We start from the raw sequence: 15,614 nt of genomic DNA on the forward strand, positions 1-15,614 counted from the left end.
GGCGGGCAGGAAAAAGACAAAACAGACAGCCAAGCATCGCCCACCGTGATGCTGTTGAATGTTCAAGGCCGGTCTCCGGACTCATGAGTGGCGCGTCGTATCGAAGCAGCCGAGGGCGCGCCTTCCCATATCGCGAGCGATACAGTGGCAAACAGCACCGTCTTGACTCATTTACCGTTGCGGGGGCAGCGCCGGAATCGCGGCAACACTGTGTACAAGTGCGCTCACTCACCGGCTTCCCTGTTTCACTCTGCCGACGCGCACGCCACAGAGCACCTGGAACAAGCCGCGAAGGTTAGTGGGTTGGGGGTGGAGCGTCAATTAAAGCTGGCCTGGTACTTGAACCATCCGTACACCCTGCTTCTCTACCCTTACAGGTATCAAGGAGAAAACCATGCATAAAACCCGACTCGCCTTACTGATCATGCTCGCCGGCAGCCTCGCCGCCTGCGGCGAAAGCTCTACCTTGCAGGTCTCCGACGGCACCGGGCCCGCGCCCAAGCTGCCGGAACCGAACAAGACCCTGATCCCCACCGTCAATATCGCCCCGGCCATTGGCTGGCCTGAGGGCGCCAAGCCAACTGCTGCTGCCGGCACCCAGGTTGCCGCGTTCGCCGAGGGCCTGGATCACCCGCGCTGGCTCTACGTGCTGCCCAACGGCGACGTGCTGGTGGCCGAGACCAATGCGCCACCCAAGCCGGACGATTCCAAAGGCGTGCGCGGCTGGGTAATGGAAAAGGTCATGGGCCGTGCCGGTGCCGGCGTGCCGAGCCCGAACCGCATTACGTTGCTGCGCGATGCCGATCACGATGGCGTGGCCGAAACCCGCACGGTGTTCCTGGAGAATCTCAATTCGCCCTTTGGCATGACACTGGTCGGCAACGACCTGTATGTGGCGGACTCGGATAAGTTGCTGCGCTTCCCCTATCAGCCAGGTGAAACCGCGATCAAAGCCCGGGGCACCAAGGTCGTGGACTTACCGGGCGGGCCTTTGAACCACCACTGGACGAAAAACGTGGTGGCCAGCAAGGATGGCAGCAAGCTGTATGTAAGCGTCGGCTCCAACAGCAACGTCGGTGAAAACGGCCTGGAGGCAGAGCAGGGCCGCGCCGCAATCTGGGAAGTCGACCGCGCCACCGGCAAGCACCGCATTTTCGCCTCCGGCCTGCGCAACCCTAACGGCATGGCCTGGGAACCTCAGAGCGGCAAGCTGTGGACGGCGGTCAATGAACGCGATGAAATCGGCAGTGACCTGGTGCCCGACTACATCACCTCAGTCAAGGATGGCGGGTTTTATGGCTGGCCTTTCAGCTATTACGGCCAGCATGTGGATGTGCGTGTCACACCGCAAAACCCTGATCTGGTCGCCAAGGCCATCGCGCCGGACTACGCGGTAGGCCCTCATACCGCCTCACTGGGGCTGACGTTCGCCGAGGGCAACAGACTGCCCGCGCAGTTCAGCAACGGTGCGTTTATCGGCCAGCATGGTTCGTGGAATCGCAAGCCACACAGTGGCTACAAGGTGATTTTCGTGCCGTTTGAAGGGGGCCAGCCAAAAGGACAGCCGGTGGATGTGCTGACGGGGTTTCTCAACAGCGATGAGAAAGCCATGGGCCGGCCGGTGGGTGTGGTGATCGACCAGCAAGGGGATTTGCTCGTGGCTGATGATGTGGGGAATAAGGTTTGGCGGGTTTCGGCAGCCAAATAACCCATCTCAAGCACACTATAAAACCAATGTGGGAGGGGCGGTGCGACGATTCGACTTGCTCCCGATAGCGGTGTAACAGTCAGCACATACTCAGCTGACAGACCGCTATCGGGAGCAAGCCCCCTCCCACACTTGGATCTATGTACGACTCAAGGGTTGCGTGCCAGATTCGCCGGCAATACACGCTTGGCACTCAGATAGGCATTCTGCCAATACGCTTTGGATAGCGTATCCAGCTTCACCGTACCGCCGGTTTGCGGCGCATGCACAAAGCGCCCTTCCCCGACATAAATCCCCGCATGGCTGACCCGCGAACCACCACCGGTGGCAAAGAACAGCAGGTCGCCGGTTTGCAGGTTCCGCTCACTGACATCCTGGGCGCGCATCACGATCAGCTCGCGGGTGGTGCGCGGCAGGGAGATCCCGGCGGCATCGCGAAATACAAAGCCAATCAGGCCGCTGCAATCAAACCCCGAGTCCGGCGTGTTGCCGCCCCAACGATAAGGCGTGCCGACCAGGCCCAGGGCGCGGAAGAGCACATCTTCGGCAGCAGGCGAGAAATTCTGGGTAGCGTAGTTGAACACCGGCTTGGGCTTGACCGCTACAGGCGCGGGCGGCGGTGGACGGCTTGCACAGGCGCTGAGCAGCGCGGCGCAAACAATAAGAATCAGGCGGGCCGAGGTCGACATGTGCAGAACAATCCTGGTCTGGATGCGGCTTTCGCTGCCGAACGTTGAAAACCAGAACGCGCAAGCAAAGCTCGCGCGAACGGATGACAACAATGTCCAGGGATTCTAGCGCTTACACGTCAAACTTCAAGTATCACTTTAACTTTACTTACTAGCGGTAACCGTAGTCGGGGCCATGGCGAGTGCGCGCTTGGCTTCGATGAAGGTTTTGCTCCAGTAGCTGTCACCCAGGTTATCGACCCGGACACCACCACTGCGGCGGCTGCTGGAGTGAATAAACTGGTTATCACCCAAGTAGATACCAGCGTGGCTGACACGTCCACGACCACTGGTACTAAAGAAAAGCAGATCACCCGGCTTGAGGTTGTTGCGTGCGACCAACGGTGCATCCACGTTGATCATTTCGCGCGTCGAGCGAGGCAGATTCATGCCGGCTTCTTCACGAAACAGGTAGCCGATGAAGCCGCTGCAATCGAAACCAGCTTCAGAGGTACCGCCAAAACGGTAACGGGTACCGATCAGGGACTTGCCGCGTTCAAGAATGCTGTCGGCCAGCAAAGGCAGCTGGTAAGGCTTGCTGCCGGAAAAATCGGCCAGTTCCTTTTCAGTGGCCAGCTCTTCCTCATAAACAGTGGAAGACTGGGCGGCGACAAATTTTTGTTGAGTCTGCTGTTGTGGCTTCTGCTGCTCTACCACCTGCTGAGGGTGGGAGGCGCAACCAAACAACAGGGTAACGAGTGCGAGAGGCACGAGGGGTGCGAAGCGATTTAGCATGGGCACGACCGTGGCTGATGTGTAAAGAAGCCGAGACTATGCCCTCTATCACATCGATTTGCAAATTCAATCGCGATCTATGTGACTTCTGGTTTCGACTATGACATCTAAGCCGTAATTCCATTTATCGCTGCTACTGCGTGGCCTGCCGGGCTAAAACGCGGGTTTTCTGGCGCCTGAAAAGTGCCAAACCATGGCAAATCAATCGCTTACCATCCCAAGGTTTCTTTCAGGAAAGGAATCGTCAATTTCCTTTGGGCCTGCAACGACGCCTGGTCGAGTTGCTCGAGCAAATCGAACAACGCGCTCATGCTGCGCGTGCCACGGGTAAGGATGAAGTGCCCGACTTCGTCGGTCAGGTGCAGGCCGCGACGGGACGCACGCAGTTGCAGCGCACGCAACTTGTCCTCATCGGATAGTGGGCGCATCTGGAAGATCAGCGCCAGGGTCAGGCGAGACTTGAGGTCAGCCAGCTTCACCGGCAGCTCACGCGGTGAAGTCGATGCGGCGATCAGCAGGCGCCGGCCGCTGTCGCGCAGGCGGTTGAACAGATGAAACAGCGCTTCTTCCCATTCCGCTTTGCCGGCCACTGCCTGCAAGTCGTCGAGACACACCAGCTCGTACTGCTCAAGGTTGTCGAAGATGCCGATGCCGCGATCCATCAACTCGGCCAGCGGCAGGTATACCGCCGGCTCCCCCATCTGCTCGAAACGCAGGCACGCGGCCTGCAGCAGGTGGGTACGCCCCACGCCATGCTTACCCCACAGGTAGATCAGGCTTTCAGTCCACCCGGCGTCGGCTTCGCAGAGCCGCTCGACATAGCCGAGTGCAGCGGCATTGGCGCCTGGGTAGTAGTTGATAAAGGTAGCGTCATCACGCAGACGCACACCTAGGGGCAGCTGAATCGGTTTCATGCTGACTGAACGGCTCCCATCGAACCGTTAGTGGCCTCTATGTAAAGTTTGCAAAGTTTATACCCGTGACGCCGGGCGCACAATGCAGCAGACCACAAGCAAAATCAAAGGTTTGCGTTAACGTGGCGAATTTACGCGGATTGTTTGACGCACCCGCCGTCAGAAACAACAAACCCGGCCTGGGCCGGGTTTGTGACATCACGATTACAAATCAGGCTCATCAATGCCCGTGTACACGTCCGAATCCTTATATAAGTCGTGTACATGCCGTACCAGCACCATGATCACCGCCGCCACCGGCAGCGCGAGCAGGATGCCGGTAAAGCCGAACAACTCGCCACCGGCCAGGATCGCAAAGATCACCGCAACCGGATGCAGGCCAATCCGATCACCCACCAGCAGCGGCGTCAGCACCATGCCTTCCAACGCCTGGCCGACCATGAACACCGCGACAATCCCCAGCATCGGGTAAAGGTCGCCGCCAAACTGGAACAAGCCCGCCACCAGCGCCGCACCGATGCCGATCACAAAGCCCATGTACGGCACGATAGCCGCCAGGCCCGCGATCAGGCCGATCAACAGCCCCAGCTCCAGGCCGATCGCCATCAGACCGGCAGCGTAGATAACCCCCAAGGCCAGCATCACCAGCAATTGGCCGCGGACAAATGCACCGAGCACCTCATGGCATTCCCCTGCCAGCGAGACGATGCGTTCTTCGCGGTCGCGGGGCAGCAGGCTGCGGATCTTGGCCATCATGATGTCCCAGTCCCGCAGCAGGTAGAACGCCACCACCGGGATCAACACCAGGTTGGTCAACCAGCCGATCAGCGCCAGGCTTGAAGCGGTCGCCTGGCTGAGCACCACACTGACGATGTCGGTGGTCTTGTCCATATGTTCGCTGATGGCCGCCTTGACCTTGTCGAACTTCCAGAAACCATCCGCCAGCCCAAACTTGGACTGCGCCCACGGCATCGCCGTGTGCTGCAACCAGTCGAGCATCTGCGGCGCCAGTTCATAGAGGCGAAACAGCTGCTTGGCCAACATCGGCACCAGTATCAACACCAGCGCCGTGATAATCAGCGTGAACAGCGCAAACACCGTGACCACACCCCAGGTGCGCGACATACCGGCTTTTTCCAGGCGATCCACCACGGGATCGAACAGATACGCGAGCAGCAGCGCCACCAGAAACGGCGTCAGGATCGAATGCAGCAAGAACACAAAACCGCACAGCAGGACAATCCCGCCAAGCCACACCCAACGACGCGTATCCGCCATAAACCACTCCATCTGTTATCTATCTACGCCCTCCTTCTATATAGAAGGAGGAGCACCATTTACCAACGAAAACGCAGTTGTGCCTGGGGCTCAGGTGTAGGCGCCGGTTGCGTGCCATCCACCAGCGGTTGCTGAACCAGGACTTCACCTGCGGGAATTTCCTGCAATTTGGCCAGGCTCAATTGGGTACGCAGCTGCTCGGCGCTGCCATTGACGCGATACACAATGCGATTGCCGTCCACTAATTGCGGCTGGCCACCAAAAGGCTCCAGCAAGCGGCCCAATGCCGCGTAGCGCTCCAGGTTCATGCCTTGCACTTCAAGCAGCTGCTCGCTGCTCACCCCCGGCTTGACCGCAAAGCGCGGCGCCAGCGTTTGGCTGACCGCCAGCAATACAGCATCGGCCAGTGCGGCAGTATCAGCGCCCTGGGCAGTGCCCTGCTCGGCCTTGTCGCCCAGCCACAGGCGCCATTTGGCCTGCCACTGATTGCCTTCCTGACGCGCGTGCACAGCGAGCAAAGCATCGGCGCCGTAGCGCTCGGAGGCTGCGCGCAAGGGCGTGGCGTCGGCACTTTCCAGGTTTGGCGCAGTGGCAACCACCTGCTCATCCAGATCGCCCAGCGGCAGGCGCAGCGGCAAGCCACGGTGTTGCGCGGCCCGGCGCAGCGCCTGGGCAACCGCCTGGCCATCGCCGACCAGGCTGCTGCCTTCGGTGGAATCGTTCAGCCACCAACCGAGGATCGACGGCCGATTGCTGCCCCAGATCGACAGGCCCGCGTCACGCAAGGCGCGATCAGTGCTGACTGGGTCGAAGTCCACTTGCAGGCTTTCCGGTGGGCCGGCGTCGTAGCCATACTGGCTGATGATTTGTTGCGGGTCCTTGCGGATCGCCGCCAGCCCAGGGCCGTCGGCAGCCTTGGCGTCGCCGGTCAGGCGGATCACCAGGGTCTGCACGGCACGCTGGGTGGCCTGGTCGCGCTCTTGGGGCGACTGGCTGCTGACGGGTTCGAGCACTTGATAGAGGCCATTGAGGGTTTCGGCATGACTCGCCAGGCTGACCAACGACAAACAGCCTACAAAGAAGAATTTACACAGACGCATGGAAGATTCCCGAACGACAAATTTAGCGGCTGGAACAGACCGCGTGAATCGGTTAAGCCAGGCTGTGACCACAGCACCCGGCAAAACATTCACGTGGTCTCGGTAAGTTTTTGTACTGTCATAACGATAGCGGGTTCAAGGCTATACCTTAATATGCCGCTTGGCAGGGACGATCAGTATTTTTAACCGGCTTTTTTAATCTATATAGCCCTGCCCGTCGGCCCGAGGATGGCCGCTGCCCTTCAAGCCTGATAAAATCGCGCGCCTTCGCAGACCGTCAACGGCAGCGGCCTTTTCCAAAAGCGCCCGCCCGCTCGGTCGTTACCCCTGAATCCCCCCCTAAAGGCCTGGATCATGAGCAAGCAACCCTCCCTGAGCTACAAGGACGCCGGTGTAGACATCGACGCCGGTGAAGCATTGGTCGAACGCATCAAGAGCGTCGCCAAGCGCACTGCGCGCCCCGAAGTCATGGGCGGCCTGGGCGGTTTTGGCGCCCTCTGCGAAATCCCGGCCGGCTACAAGCAGCCTGTACTGGTGTCCGGCACCGACGGCGTGGGCACCAAGCTGCGCCTGGCGCTGAACCTGAACAAGCACGACAGCATCGGCATCGACCTGGTTGCCATGTGCGTCAACGACCTGGTGGTGTGCGGCGCCGAGCCGTTGTTCTTCCTCGACTACTACGCCACCGGCAAGCTCAATGTCGAGACCGCGACCCAGGTCGTGACCGGCATCGGCGCCGGCTGCGAACTGTCGGGTTGCTCTCTGGTAGGCGGCGAAACCGCTGAAATGCCAGGCATGTACGAAGGCGAGGACTACGACCTGGCCGGCTTCTGTGTCGGCGTCGTGGAAAAGGCCGAGATCATCGACGGCTCCAAGGTGGCGGCCGGCGACGCCCTGCTCGCCCTGCCATCGTCCGGCCCGCACTCCAACGGCTACTCGCTGATCCGCAAGATCATCGAAGTCTCCGGCGCCGACATCGAGAACATCCAGCTGGACGGCAAGCCACTGACCGACCTGCTGATGGCCCCGACCCGCATCTACGTCAAGCCGCTGCTCAAGCTGATCAAGGACACTGGCGCAGTCAAGGCCATGGCCCACATCACTGGCGGCGGCCTGCTGGACAACATCCCGCGCGTATTGCCAAAAGGCGCCCAGGCGATTGTCGACGTGGCCAGCTGGCAGCGTCCGGCAGTCTTCGATTGGCTGCAGGAGAAGGGCAACGTCAACGAAACCGAGATGCACCGCGTGCTGAACTGCGGCGTGGGCATGGTCATCTGCGTAGCGCAAGAGCACGTTGAAACCGCGCTGAACGTGTTGCGTGAAGCCGGCGAGCAACCTTGGGTCATCGGCCAGATCGCCACTGCTCCAGAAGGCGCAGCCCAGGTTGAACTGAAGAACCTCAAGGCTCACTGATGCCTTCGACCTGTGATGTCGTGGTGCTGCTTTCCGGCACCGGCAGTAACTTGCAGGCCCTGATCGACAGCACGCGCACCGGCGACAGCCCGGTGCGCATCGCTGCGGTGATTTCCAACCGCAGCGACGCCTACGGCCTGCAACGCGCCAGGGACGCGGGTATCGAAACCCGCTCCCTGGATCACAAGGCGTTCGATGGTCGCGAAGCCTTCGACCGCGCCTTGATCGAACTGATTGACGCCTTTGAGCCCAAACTGGTCGTGCTGGCCGGCTTCATGCGTATCCTCAGCGCTGATTTCGTGCGGCATTACGAAGGACGCCTGCTCAATATCCACCCTTCCCTGCTGCCCAAGTACAAAGGCATGCACACCCATCAGCGCGCCCTTGAGGCTGGCGACAGCGAGCACGGCTGCAGCGTGCACTTTGTCACAGAGGAACTCGATGGCGGGCCTCTGGTCGTACAGGCAGTGGTTCCGGTAGAGTCAGGCGACTCGGCGCAGACGCTTGCGCAACGGGTTCATACCCAGGAACACAGGATTTACCCGCTGGCTGTTCGCTGGTTTGCCGAGGGTCGGTTGATTCTTGGTGAACAGGGTGCATTATTGGACGGTCAGTTACTCGCGGCCAGCGGCCACTTGATTCGAACCTAGGAGATTTTATGCGTCGCGCCCTGCTCTTCGCTTTTGCGCTGTTCGCTTTGCCTGCCGTACAAGCGGCAGACCTTCACCCTTTCTCCGTCAGCTACACCGCCGACTGGAAACAGCTGCCCATGAGTGGTTCGGCTGAACGCAGCCTGGTCAAGAATGGCGACGGCACCTGGACCTTGAACTTCAAGGCGTCGATGATGATTGCCAGCCTGACCGAAACCAGCGTGATCCTGTTCGACAAGGACACCCTGCAACCCAAGAGCTACAGCTTCGAGCGCGGTGGGCTGGGCAAGGCGAAGAAAATCAATCTGGACTTCGACCAAAGCGCCAAGAAAGTCACCGGCTTTGAAAACAAAGACCCGGTCAATGTCACTCTCGAAAGTGGCATGCTCGACAAGTCCACCTACCAGCTCGCCTTGCAGCGCGACGTCGCCGCCGGCAAGAAAAGCATGAGCTACCGCGTGGTCGAAGGCACTGATACCGATACCTACGACTTCCGCGTAATCGGCCCGGAAAAAGTCCAGACCAAGGTAGGCTCGATCGATGCGATCAAGGTCGAGCGCGTGCGTGACCCGTCGCAGAGCAAGCGCATTACCCAGATGTGGTTTGCCAAGGACCAGGGCGGCATCCTGGTAGCCCTGCGCCAGGTTGAGACCGATGGCAAGGAATACAACATCATGCTGCAGGATGGCACCGTTGATGGCCAGGCCGTCAAGGGCAGCTGATTGCCGATGTGCTGCAAAAGAGCCTCGCTGAATGCGGGGCTTTTTTTTGCCTGGAAACTTTGCTGTGAAGCTTATGACGCCATCGGAGACAAGCCCCCCTCCCACATTTGAAATGCATTCCACTGTGGGAGGAGGCTTGCTCCCGATAGCGACGTCAGAGCAAATAAAAGGCTCACAGCCAGGCTGGAACATGAAACTTTTGTCATAAAACTCATGACCCTGCGACCGAATGCCCCGGTTTTAGCGGCCTGCGCGATTGTTGCGCCTGCTGCAATAAATTGTTGCGTGCAAAAACCGTTTACTTAGCAAGCTAACAAACCATATAACAAAGGCCTGCGACGACTTGCCGCAGATCAACCAGAGATTGGAGCAAGCAGATGACTGTAAAAGTAACTGAACGCGACGATGAACATATGTCCCATGAAGCGGTAGGCCACGGGATTCACATCTGGGATGTACATCAACAAGATTTGCTGGTCGGCATGTTTCACAACGAGAGCGACGCCCACAATTATAAAAACGAGCTTGAATCTCTTGAAATGAAAAGCCGCGCAGAAGGCTCCTGAAACGCTGAGATACCATAGGCGCCCGGCCCACGCAGCCGGACCGCCTACAACGTAAACCCCGCCTTTTGAGCGGGGCTTGCGTTTTAAAAAGCGGTCATTTTTCTTAGCATTTATACGACCGCGCAATAACAGACACCTCCGACAATCTCCAAGGCTGTGCACGACAGATTTGGCCTACAAACACCCTTAACCAGCGTGCCCCAGGCGCGTTCAGGCCTGTCGCCGCTACGGCGCAATCGCACGATTTGCATCCGCAGCCCCCCGCCTCTCGCCCCCTTGAATAATCTTTTCTGCAAAAAGCAAAACAATAAATCGACATCTGATAATGATTCTCGATAGTATCGCTGCGCTTTTCACTCGCACCACGCAAAATGGAGTTTGACCTGATGCCCGGACACGTCACCACACCGGAACAATCCCTGCTTGGCCGCTGGGGTGAAGCGCTTGCCAGCCATCAATTCCAGGCCAGCCACATCACCATTGAAACGCTGTTCGCTACCTTGGCACCCGCCTCAGAACGCAGTTTCCAACGCCTGATCCAGGCATTATTTCGTGAAGACCTGCTTGACCCAAACACACTCAGCTATGACGCTCACGGCCACTGCTGGCTGCTGTTACCCGACCAGACCCGCGTGCGCTTTGAGCATCTGCGTTCCGGTCGCATGGCCAGCTGGGATTTGCGCGGCAAGGTCAGTGTGCTGCGGGCCGGGCAGCATGAACAGAAAGTCCAGTTCCCGTCGCAGTTGCTGACCTTACTGAATACCAGCCTCGCATCGCCTGCCGAACCAGAGGTCCTGGAGCGTCTCAACACAGAGATCGACGACAGCTTCATCAACGATACCCTGTGCCTCGCCTTTCACGGGGAGTGGACGCTCAGACTGCATGCCTCAATGGGCCCCGTGCACCAGGACAACCTGCTCTGCTATCTCAAGGATGAGCCTGGCGCTTGCAACCCGACATCAGTGCTTGAGCAGTGGGGCACACTCGGTCATCCCTGGCACCCCAACTACAAGACGAAGCTGGGTTTGGGAACAGATCAGGTCATCGATTTCTCGCCGGAGTTCGAGGCGCGTTTTCCGGTATTGCTCTGTGCGTTGCACCACCAGTACGCCCATGTCGAAAGCTTGGCCGGTACCGCGGATTACTGGCAGTGGTGGCAAAACCACTTCCCGCACGCCGCCCGCCAATTGACCGCACGTCTGAGCGCTCTGGGGCTTGAAGCCAACGATTACCTGCCGCTGCCTGCCCACCCTTGGCAAGCTCGTCAGGAGTTACCGCAACTGTTCGCCAATGAAATCGCTGACCGGCTACTGGTGCTGACCGACATCGTGGCCTTCACGGCCCACCCGACTATGTCGTTCAGAACCGTTTTGCCTGAAGGCCGCAGCGACGCGCCCATGGTCAAGCTCCCGGTTTCGCTGCGTCTGACCAGCGTGCAACGCACGGTGTCACCCCGTTCGGCGCGCATGGGGCCGCGGATCAGCCATCTGCTGCAGACAATCCTGGCGCGCGAGCCTGGGATCCAGCGCCTTCTGAGCATCGTACCCGAGCGCCTCGGCGTGCATTTCAAGCCACAACCGGTGAATGACGAGCACTCACGCCACCTGGCCGTCCTCTACCGCGACAACCCCCAGAGCCTGCTAAAACCGGGCGAAATGGCGATCCCTGTCGGCAGCCTGTTCGCCACCGACCAGCATGGGCAGCCGTTGCTGAGGCAGTGGGTGCGCCTGAGCAAAGGCACTGACGATGCGCAGGCCATCTGCGCTTTTTTCAAGGACTACGCGTCAATCGCAGTGCCAGCCCTGCTGGGCATGTACCTGCGCTATGGCGTGGCCTTCGAGGCCCATCAACAGAATTCCTTTATGGTCATGAGCCCAGACGGCCACGTCAGCCGCCTGCTGTTGCGGGATTTCGGCGACATCCGCATCGACCGTAAAACCCTGCACGCCCAAGGCCTGGACATCGAACTGCATGACCCGAAGATGACGTTGTATGACGATGCCGGCTTCGTGCGCGACAAGTTGCTGCACACGGTGTTCATGTGCCATTTGGGCGAGTTGGTATTGCTCTGTGCACGCCACTTCGATATTGCTCAGGCGCTGTTGTGGGACGAACTGTCAGCGCAGGTCAGCCAGTGCTTCGATGACGTGCGCAGCCAGGTCGAACCACAACTTTGGCTGACCGAACGTGCCGCGCTGCTGGAACAGGACTGGCCAGCCAAGTCGTTCATGCGCATGCGACTGATGGAAAGCCACGCCGATATTGTCGGGCGCTTACCCAACCCGCTGAGTGCTGCTGTCAATGTCGGCTAACAGCGCTGCGCTGCGCTTGCTGGTGGTGATTCAGCTGGTGTCCATGGGCGCCATGGAAATGAGCGGCCCTTTCTGGCCCTTGCAGATCCAGAAGCTGCTTGGCGCCGCAAACGCCCATTACACCGGCCTGCTGTCTTCGCTGGTATATGCCGGGCCAATGATGGCGGCGATGATCCTCACGCCCATGTGGGGACGCTTGGGTGACCGTACCGGCCATAAGCCGATGATCATTCGGGCGCTGCTGGCGCTGGCGGTATGCCAGGCGTTGGCTGCCATTACGCTCGACCCCTGGTTGCTGGTGCTCATCCGCGTGGCGCAAGGGGCGTTGGCCGGCTTCATTGCAGCCGCCCAAGCCTATGCATTGGCCTGCTGTGGCGAGGGGGGCCGTGGGCACGTTCTTGCCCGACTGCAATCAGCCACCGCCGTGGGCTCCCTGGCCGGGCCGGTGCTGGGTGGCTGGCTGATGGATATATCTGGTTTCGCATTGCTGTGCTACAGCGCCACCGCAGTCTGCCTGATGTGCGCGATAATCAGCCTGTTCCTGCCCAGCGACTCGCCACGATCCAGACCTGTCAGCACGTCCAGGCCCGCCGCTCTTCCCAAGGGCTGGCTGGGCGCGATGTTGGGAATCATCGTATTGATCCAGGCAGCCAAGATGATGCCTCAACCGTTTTACGCGTTATATGTTGCCGGTGTTCTGCACGCCCCCGCGTGGCTGATCGGCGCCAGCTACGCCGCCAGCGCCTTGACGCTGGCGGTGTCCGCGCCATTATGGGGCCGCCTGTTCGATCGACATCAGCCCGCACACACGCTGCGTATCATCGAGTGGGTCACATGGGCCTGCGCCTTCACACTGGCCTTTACGGCGCTGGCCAGTGAATGGCTGGGGTTCCTCGCCAGTCGGCTGCTGTGGGGGGTGTGGCAGGGTGCGCTGTTGCCCGTGGCCTACACGTTGATCGCCAATACCGTAGCGCCCAGCCAGCAGGGGTTCGCCCTGGGCATGGGCAACAGCGCTGCGAAAGCTGGTGCGCTGTGCGGCGCGCTGATGGGCGGTATCGGCATGGGCTTGGTGGGTTTGGCCCACAGCTTCTGGCTGGTCGCACTCACCTACGCAGTGGCCGCCGTCGGTATCCGCGCAATCCGTTCGTTCACCCGAACACCTGAGACGTCCGATTTTTCTGTCAATACTTCTAATAACTTAAAGGCAAGGTCATGAACACAACACAATGGGCCATCCTGCTGCCCCTGCTCGGGTCGATCAGTGCCCCCGTCTGGGCTGAGCAGACTGAAGAAACGCCGGCGGCGACCAGCCTGCAACTACAGGCCACGGTGGTCTCGGCCACGCGCAGTGAAACCAGTATTGCGGCGATCCCGGGTTCAGTACAGGTTATCAATGAGGAACAGATCCGCCAGCAAACGTCAGCCGGACGCCGGGTTGCCGATATCCTCGGGCAATTGGTCCCGGGCATCGCCCCCTCCAGCGGCGGCATGAGCAACTTCGGCCAGACGCTTCGCGGGCGCAATACGCTGATCCTGATTGACGGTGTCTCCCAGAACGCCACGCGCGATAACTTCCGCCAGCTCAACAGCGTGGCACCGGAAAGCATTGAGCGCATCGAAGTCATTTCCGGCGCCAGCAGTGTCTACGGCGCAGGCGCATCCGGCGGCATCATCAACATCATCACCAAGCGCAACAAAGGTGAAGACCTGGCCTTCAGCAGCAAGATCGGCATGACGGCCGGCAACGACCTCAGCCGCAAAGGCTTTTCCTACCAGGCATTCCAGAGTGCAACCGGCCGCGAGGGCCCGCTGGACTGGTACCTGTCGGGCAACTTCGTGCAACGCAACGACCAGTTCGACGGTAACGGCAAGCGCATTCCCCAGGATACGTCCCAGGGCAGCAACATGGACACCGACACCTACGACCTGCAAGGTCGCTTTGGCTACGAGTTGGATGACGACAAGAAGATCAGCCTGTCGTTGCAAGACTACAAAGACGAACAGGACACCCGCTATACCAAGAACCCACGCATCACCAGCTCGGCTGTAGCGGTAAAAGGCCTGGACCTGGACGACCAACCGTCCACCCATAACCAGGCGGTCAATCTCAACTACGCAGACAAGGACTTCTACGGCCAGGGCTTGCAGGTCGAAAGTTACTGGCGCCGCGCTGACGCGTTGTTCTTCCCGGATCTGTCCAGGGGCCGCGCCGGGATCTCCGACAACAACAGCGTGCAAGAGGTCTATGGCTTGCGCGCAGCGATCGACACGCAGATGCCGGATATCGGCCCTGCGACCGGCAACCTGGTCTGGGGCGCTGACTATGATCATGAAACCTCGCGTCAACGTGGCGACCAATACCGGGTCAACGGCCTGACGTACACGAAGACCGGCACCACCTTCGAGCTGGGCCCGGACATCCAGACCACCACCAAGGCCATCTTCGGCCAGCTGTCCTATGACATCGGTGACTGGACCTTGCGAGGTGGCGTGCGCCGCGAATGGATCGAGAGCGAAGTCGACGACAGCATCGCTTACGGCGAAATCGTCCAGACGGGCAATCGCGCGACACTGCCGGGCGGCACCCTCAAGTATGACGACACCCTCTACAACCTCGGCGCGGTGTACCACCTGAGTGAAAACCAGGATGTATTCGCCAACTTCAGCCAGGGCTTTTCCCTGCCGGATATCCAGCGTTTCCTGCGTGACGTCAACAGCACGTACAACATTCAAGACCTCAATGCCCAGGCGTTGAAGGTCGACAGCTATGAGCTGGGCTGGCGTGGCAATTGGGACAAGTGGCTGGCCAATGTCACAGCGTATGAAAACACCTCGGATGTCACACAGTTCTACGATGCCAACGACCGTGTACTGCGCCTGATCAATCAGAAAGAGCGCGTGCGCGGCATCGAAACCAGCCTGACGTATAACGTCACCGACCAGTGGTCAGTAGGCGGCACCTACGCTTACTCCAAAGGCGAGACCCAGCAGAACGGCAAATGGATCGACCTGCCCGCCACACGCATCTCCCCGGCCAAAACCACAGCGTTCGTCGGCTATGACCGTGGCGACTACAGCCTGCGCCTGCAGGCCATGCGCCTGGCCGATTATGACGCTGCCGCCAAGGACAACAACGGTCGCGATATCCAAGGCTATACCCTGGTCGACCTGTTGGGTTCGGTAAGGCTACCGGTAGGTCGCCTCGAAGGTGCGGTGTACAACCTCACCAACCGCAACTACCAGAACATGTTCGCCCAGGCCAATGCCCGCGCACCGTATCCGAATGCCGAAGGTCGTACCTTCAGTCTGAGTTACGCCGTGGATTGGTAACAGGCTGACACTGCGCGCTGAAACGACAAACCCCGCCTTTTGGCGCAATGCCGTTCAGTTAAGCGTATACCGCCCTCTGTAGGAGCGAGCTTGCTCGCGAAAAACGTCAACGATAACGCGTGCTTCCTGAATGAACGCGGCGCCTATGAGTTTTTCGC

The 15,614-nt window shown here is 59.7% G+C and carries 13 protein-coding genes and 1 riboswitch; of the genes, 8 read left to right on the forward strand and 5 right to left on the reverse strand.

Translation table 11 applies throughout. The annotated features are described in order from the left end of the window. Positions 1-49: 49 nt before the first annotated feature. Positions 50-295: riboswitch (cobalamin riboswitch) on the reverse strand. A 99-nt stretch (positions 296-394) separates the two neighbouring features. Continuing rightward, on the forward strand, positions 395-1,708 hold the full coding sequence (locus KVH01_RS13460) for a PQQ-dependent sugar dehydrogenase (RefSeq protein WP_217881757.1): 1,314 nt from the start codon (positions 395-397) through the stop codon (positions 1,706-1,708). A gap of 149 nt (positions 1,709-1,857) precedes the next feature. On the opposite strand, the gene KVH01_RS13465 is transcribed toward KVH01_RS13460, so the two are convergent. The 5 genes from KVH01_RS13465 to KVH01_RS13485 form a co-directional block, all read right to left on the reverse strand. Next, positions 1,858-2,397: a C40 family peptidase gene (locus tag KVH01_RS13465; RefSeq protein ID WP_217881758.1), complete on the reverse strand. Its 540-nt coding sequence runs from the start codon at positions 2,395-2,397 to the stop codon at positions 1,858-1,860. A 144-nt stretch (positions 2,398-2,541) separates the two neighbouring features. Further along, a complete protein-coding gene (locus KVH01_RS13470) occupies positions 2,542-3,171 on the reverse strand; it encodes a C40 family peptidase (protein WP_198858708.1) in 630 nt (209 codons plus the stop codon). Between the two features lie 209 nt (positions 3,172-3,380). Continuing rightward, positions 3,381-4,085 carry a DnaA regulatory inactivator Hda gene (gene hda, locus KVH01_RS13475; protein WP_003193052.1) on the reverse strand — a complete coding sequence of 235 codons (705 nt, stop codon included), beginning with the start codon at positions 4,083-4,085 and terminating at the stop codon, positions 3,381-3,383. A gap of 204 nt (positions 4,086-4,289) precedes the next feature. Then, the gene (locus tag KVH01_RS13480; protein ID WP_043048930.1) at positions 4,290-5,363 is read right to left on the reverse strand and encodes an AI-2E family transporter; all 1,074 of its coding nucleotides are present in this window, start codon (positions 5,361-5,363) and stop codon (positions 4,290-4,292) included. Positions 5,364-5,422: 59 nt separating this feature from the next. After that, positions 5,423-6,463, reverse strand: coding sequence for a DUF2066 domain-containing protein (locus tag KVH01_RS13485; protein ID WP_217881759.1), 1,041 nt, complete (start codon positions 6,461-6,463; stop codon positions 5,423-5,425). 354 nt (positions 6,464-6,817) lie between these two features. On the opposite strand from KVH01_RS13485, the gene purM reads away from it, so the two are divergent. The 7 genes from purM to KVH01_RS13520 all read left to right on the forward strand — a co-directional run bounded on the left by purM (position 6,818) and on the right by KVH01_RS13520 (position 15,456). Next, positions 6,818-7,876 (forward strand): phosphoribosylformylglycinamidine cyclo-ligase, encoded by a 1,059-nt coding sequence (gene purM, locus KVH01_RS13490; RefSeq protein WP_005790182.1) that lies wholly within the window; start codon positions 6,818-6,820, stop codon positions 7,874-7,876. Continuing rightward, positions 7,876-8,526 (forward strand): phosphoribosylglycinamide formyltransferase, encoded by a 651-nt coding sequence (purN, locus tag KVH01_RS13495; RefSeq protein ID WP_217881760.1) that lies wholly within the window; start codon positions 7,876-7,878, stop codon positions 8,524-8,526. Before purM ends, purN begins: the two co-directional genes overlap by 1 nt. 8 nt (positions 8,527-8,534) lie before the next feature. After that, on the forward strand, positions 8,535-9,248 hold the full coding sequence (locus KVH01_RS13500) for a DUF3108 domain-containing protein (RefSeq protein ID WP_043048933.1): 714 nt from the start codon (positions 8,535-8,537) through the stop codon (positions 9,246-9,248). Positions 9,249-9,625: 377 nt separating this feature from the next. Further along, the gene (locus KVH01_RS13505; protein WP_217881761.1) at positions 9,626-9,814 is read left to right on the forward strand and encodes a hypothetical protein; all 189 of its coding nucleotides are present in this window, start codon (positions 9,626-9,628) and stop codon (positions 9,812-9,814) included. Positions 9,815-10,200: 386 nt separating this feature from the next. Continuing rightward, a complete protein-coding gene (locus KVH01_RS13510; protein ID WP_217881762.1) occupies positions 10,201-12,126 on the forward strand; it encodes an IucA/IucC family protein in 1,926 nt (641 codons plus the stop codon). Next, positions 12,116-13,342, forward strand: a complete 1,227-nt coding sequence (locus KVH01_RS13515) for an MFS transporter (protein ID WP_217881763.1) — start codon at positions 12,116-12,118, stop codon at positions 13,340-13,342. Before KVH01_RS13510 ends, KVH01_RS13515 begins: the two co-directional genes overlap by 11 nt. After that, entirely contained in the window at positions 13,339-15,456 is a 2,118-nt protein-coding gene (locus tag KVH01_RS13520; RefSeq protein ID WP_217881764.1) for a TonB-dependent receptor, read from the forward strand. The genes KVH01_RS13515 and KVH01_RS13520 overlap by 4 nt, the downstream gene beginning before the upstream one ends. The last annotated feature ends 158 nt before the right edge of the window (positions 15,457-15,614 follow it).

The sequence above is a fragment of the Pseudomonas khavaziana genome, from assembly GCF_019145205.1.
Taxonomy (GTDB): Bacteria; Pseudomonadota; Gammaproteobacteria; order Pseudomonadales; family Pseudomonadaceae; genus Aquipseudomonas; species Aquipseudomonas khavaziana.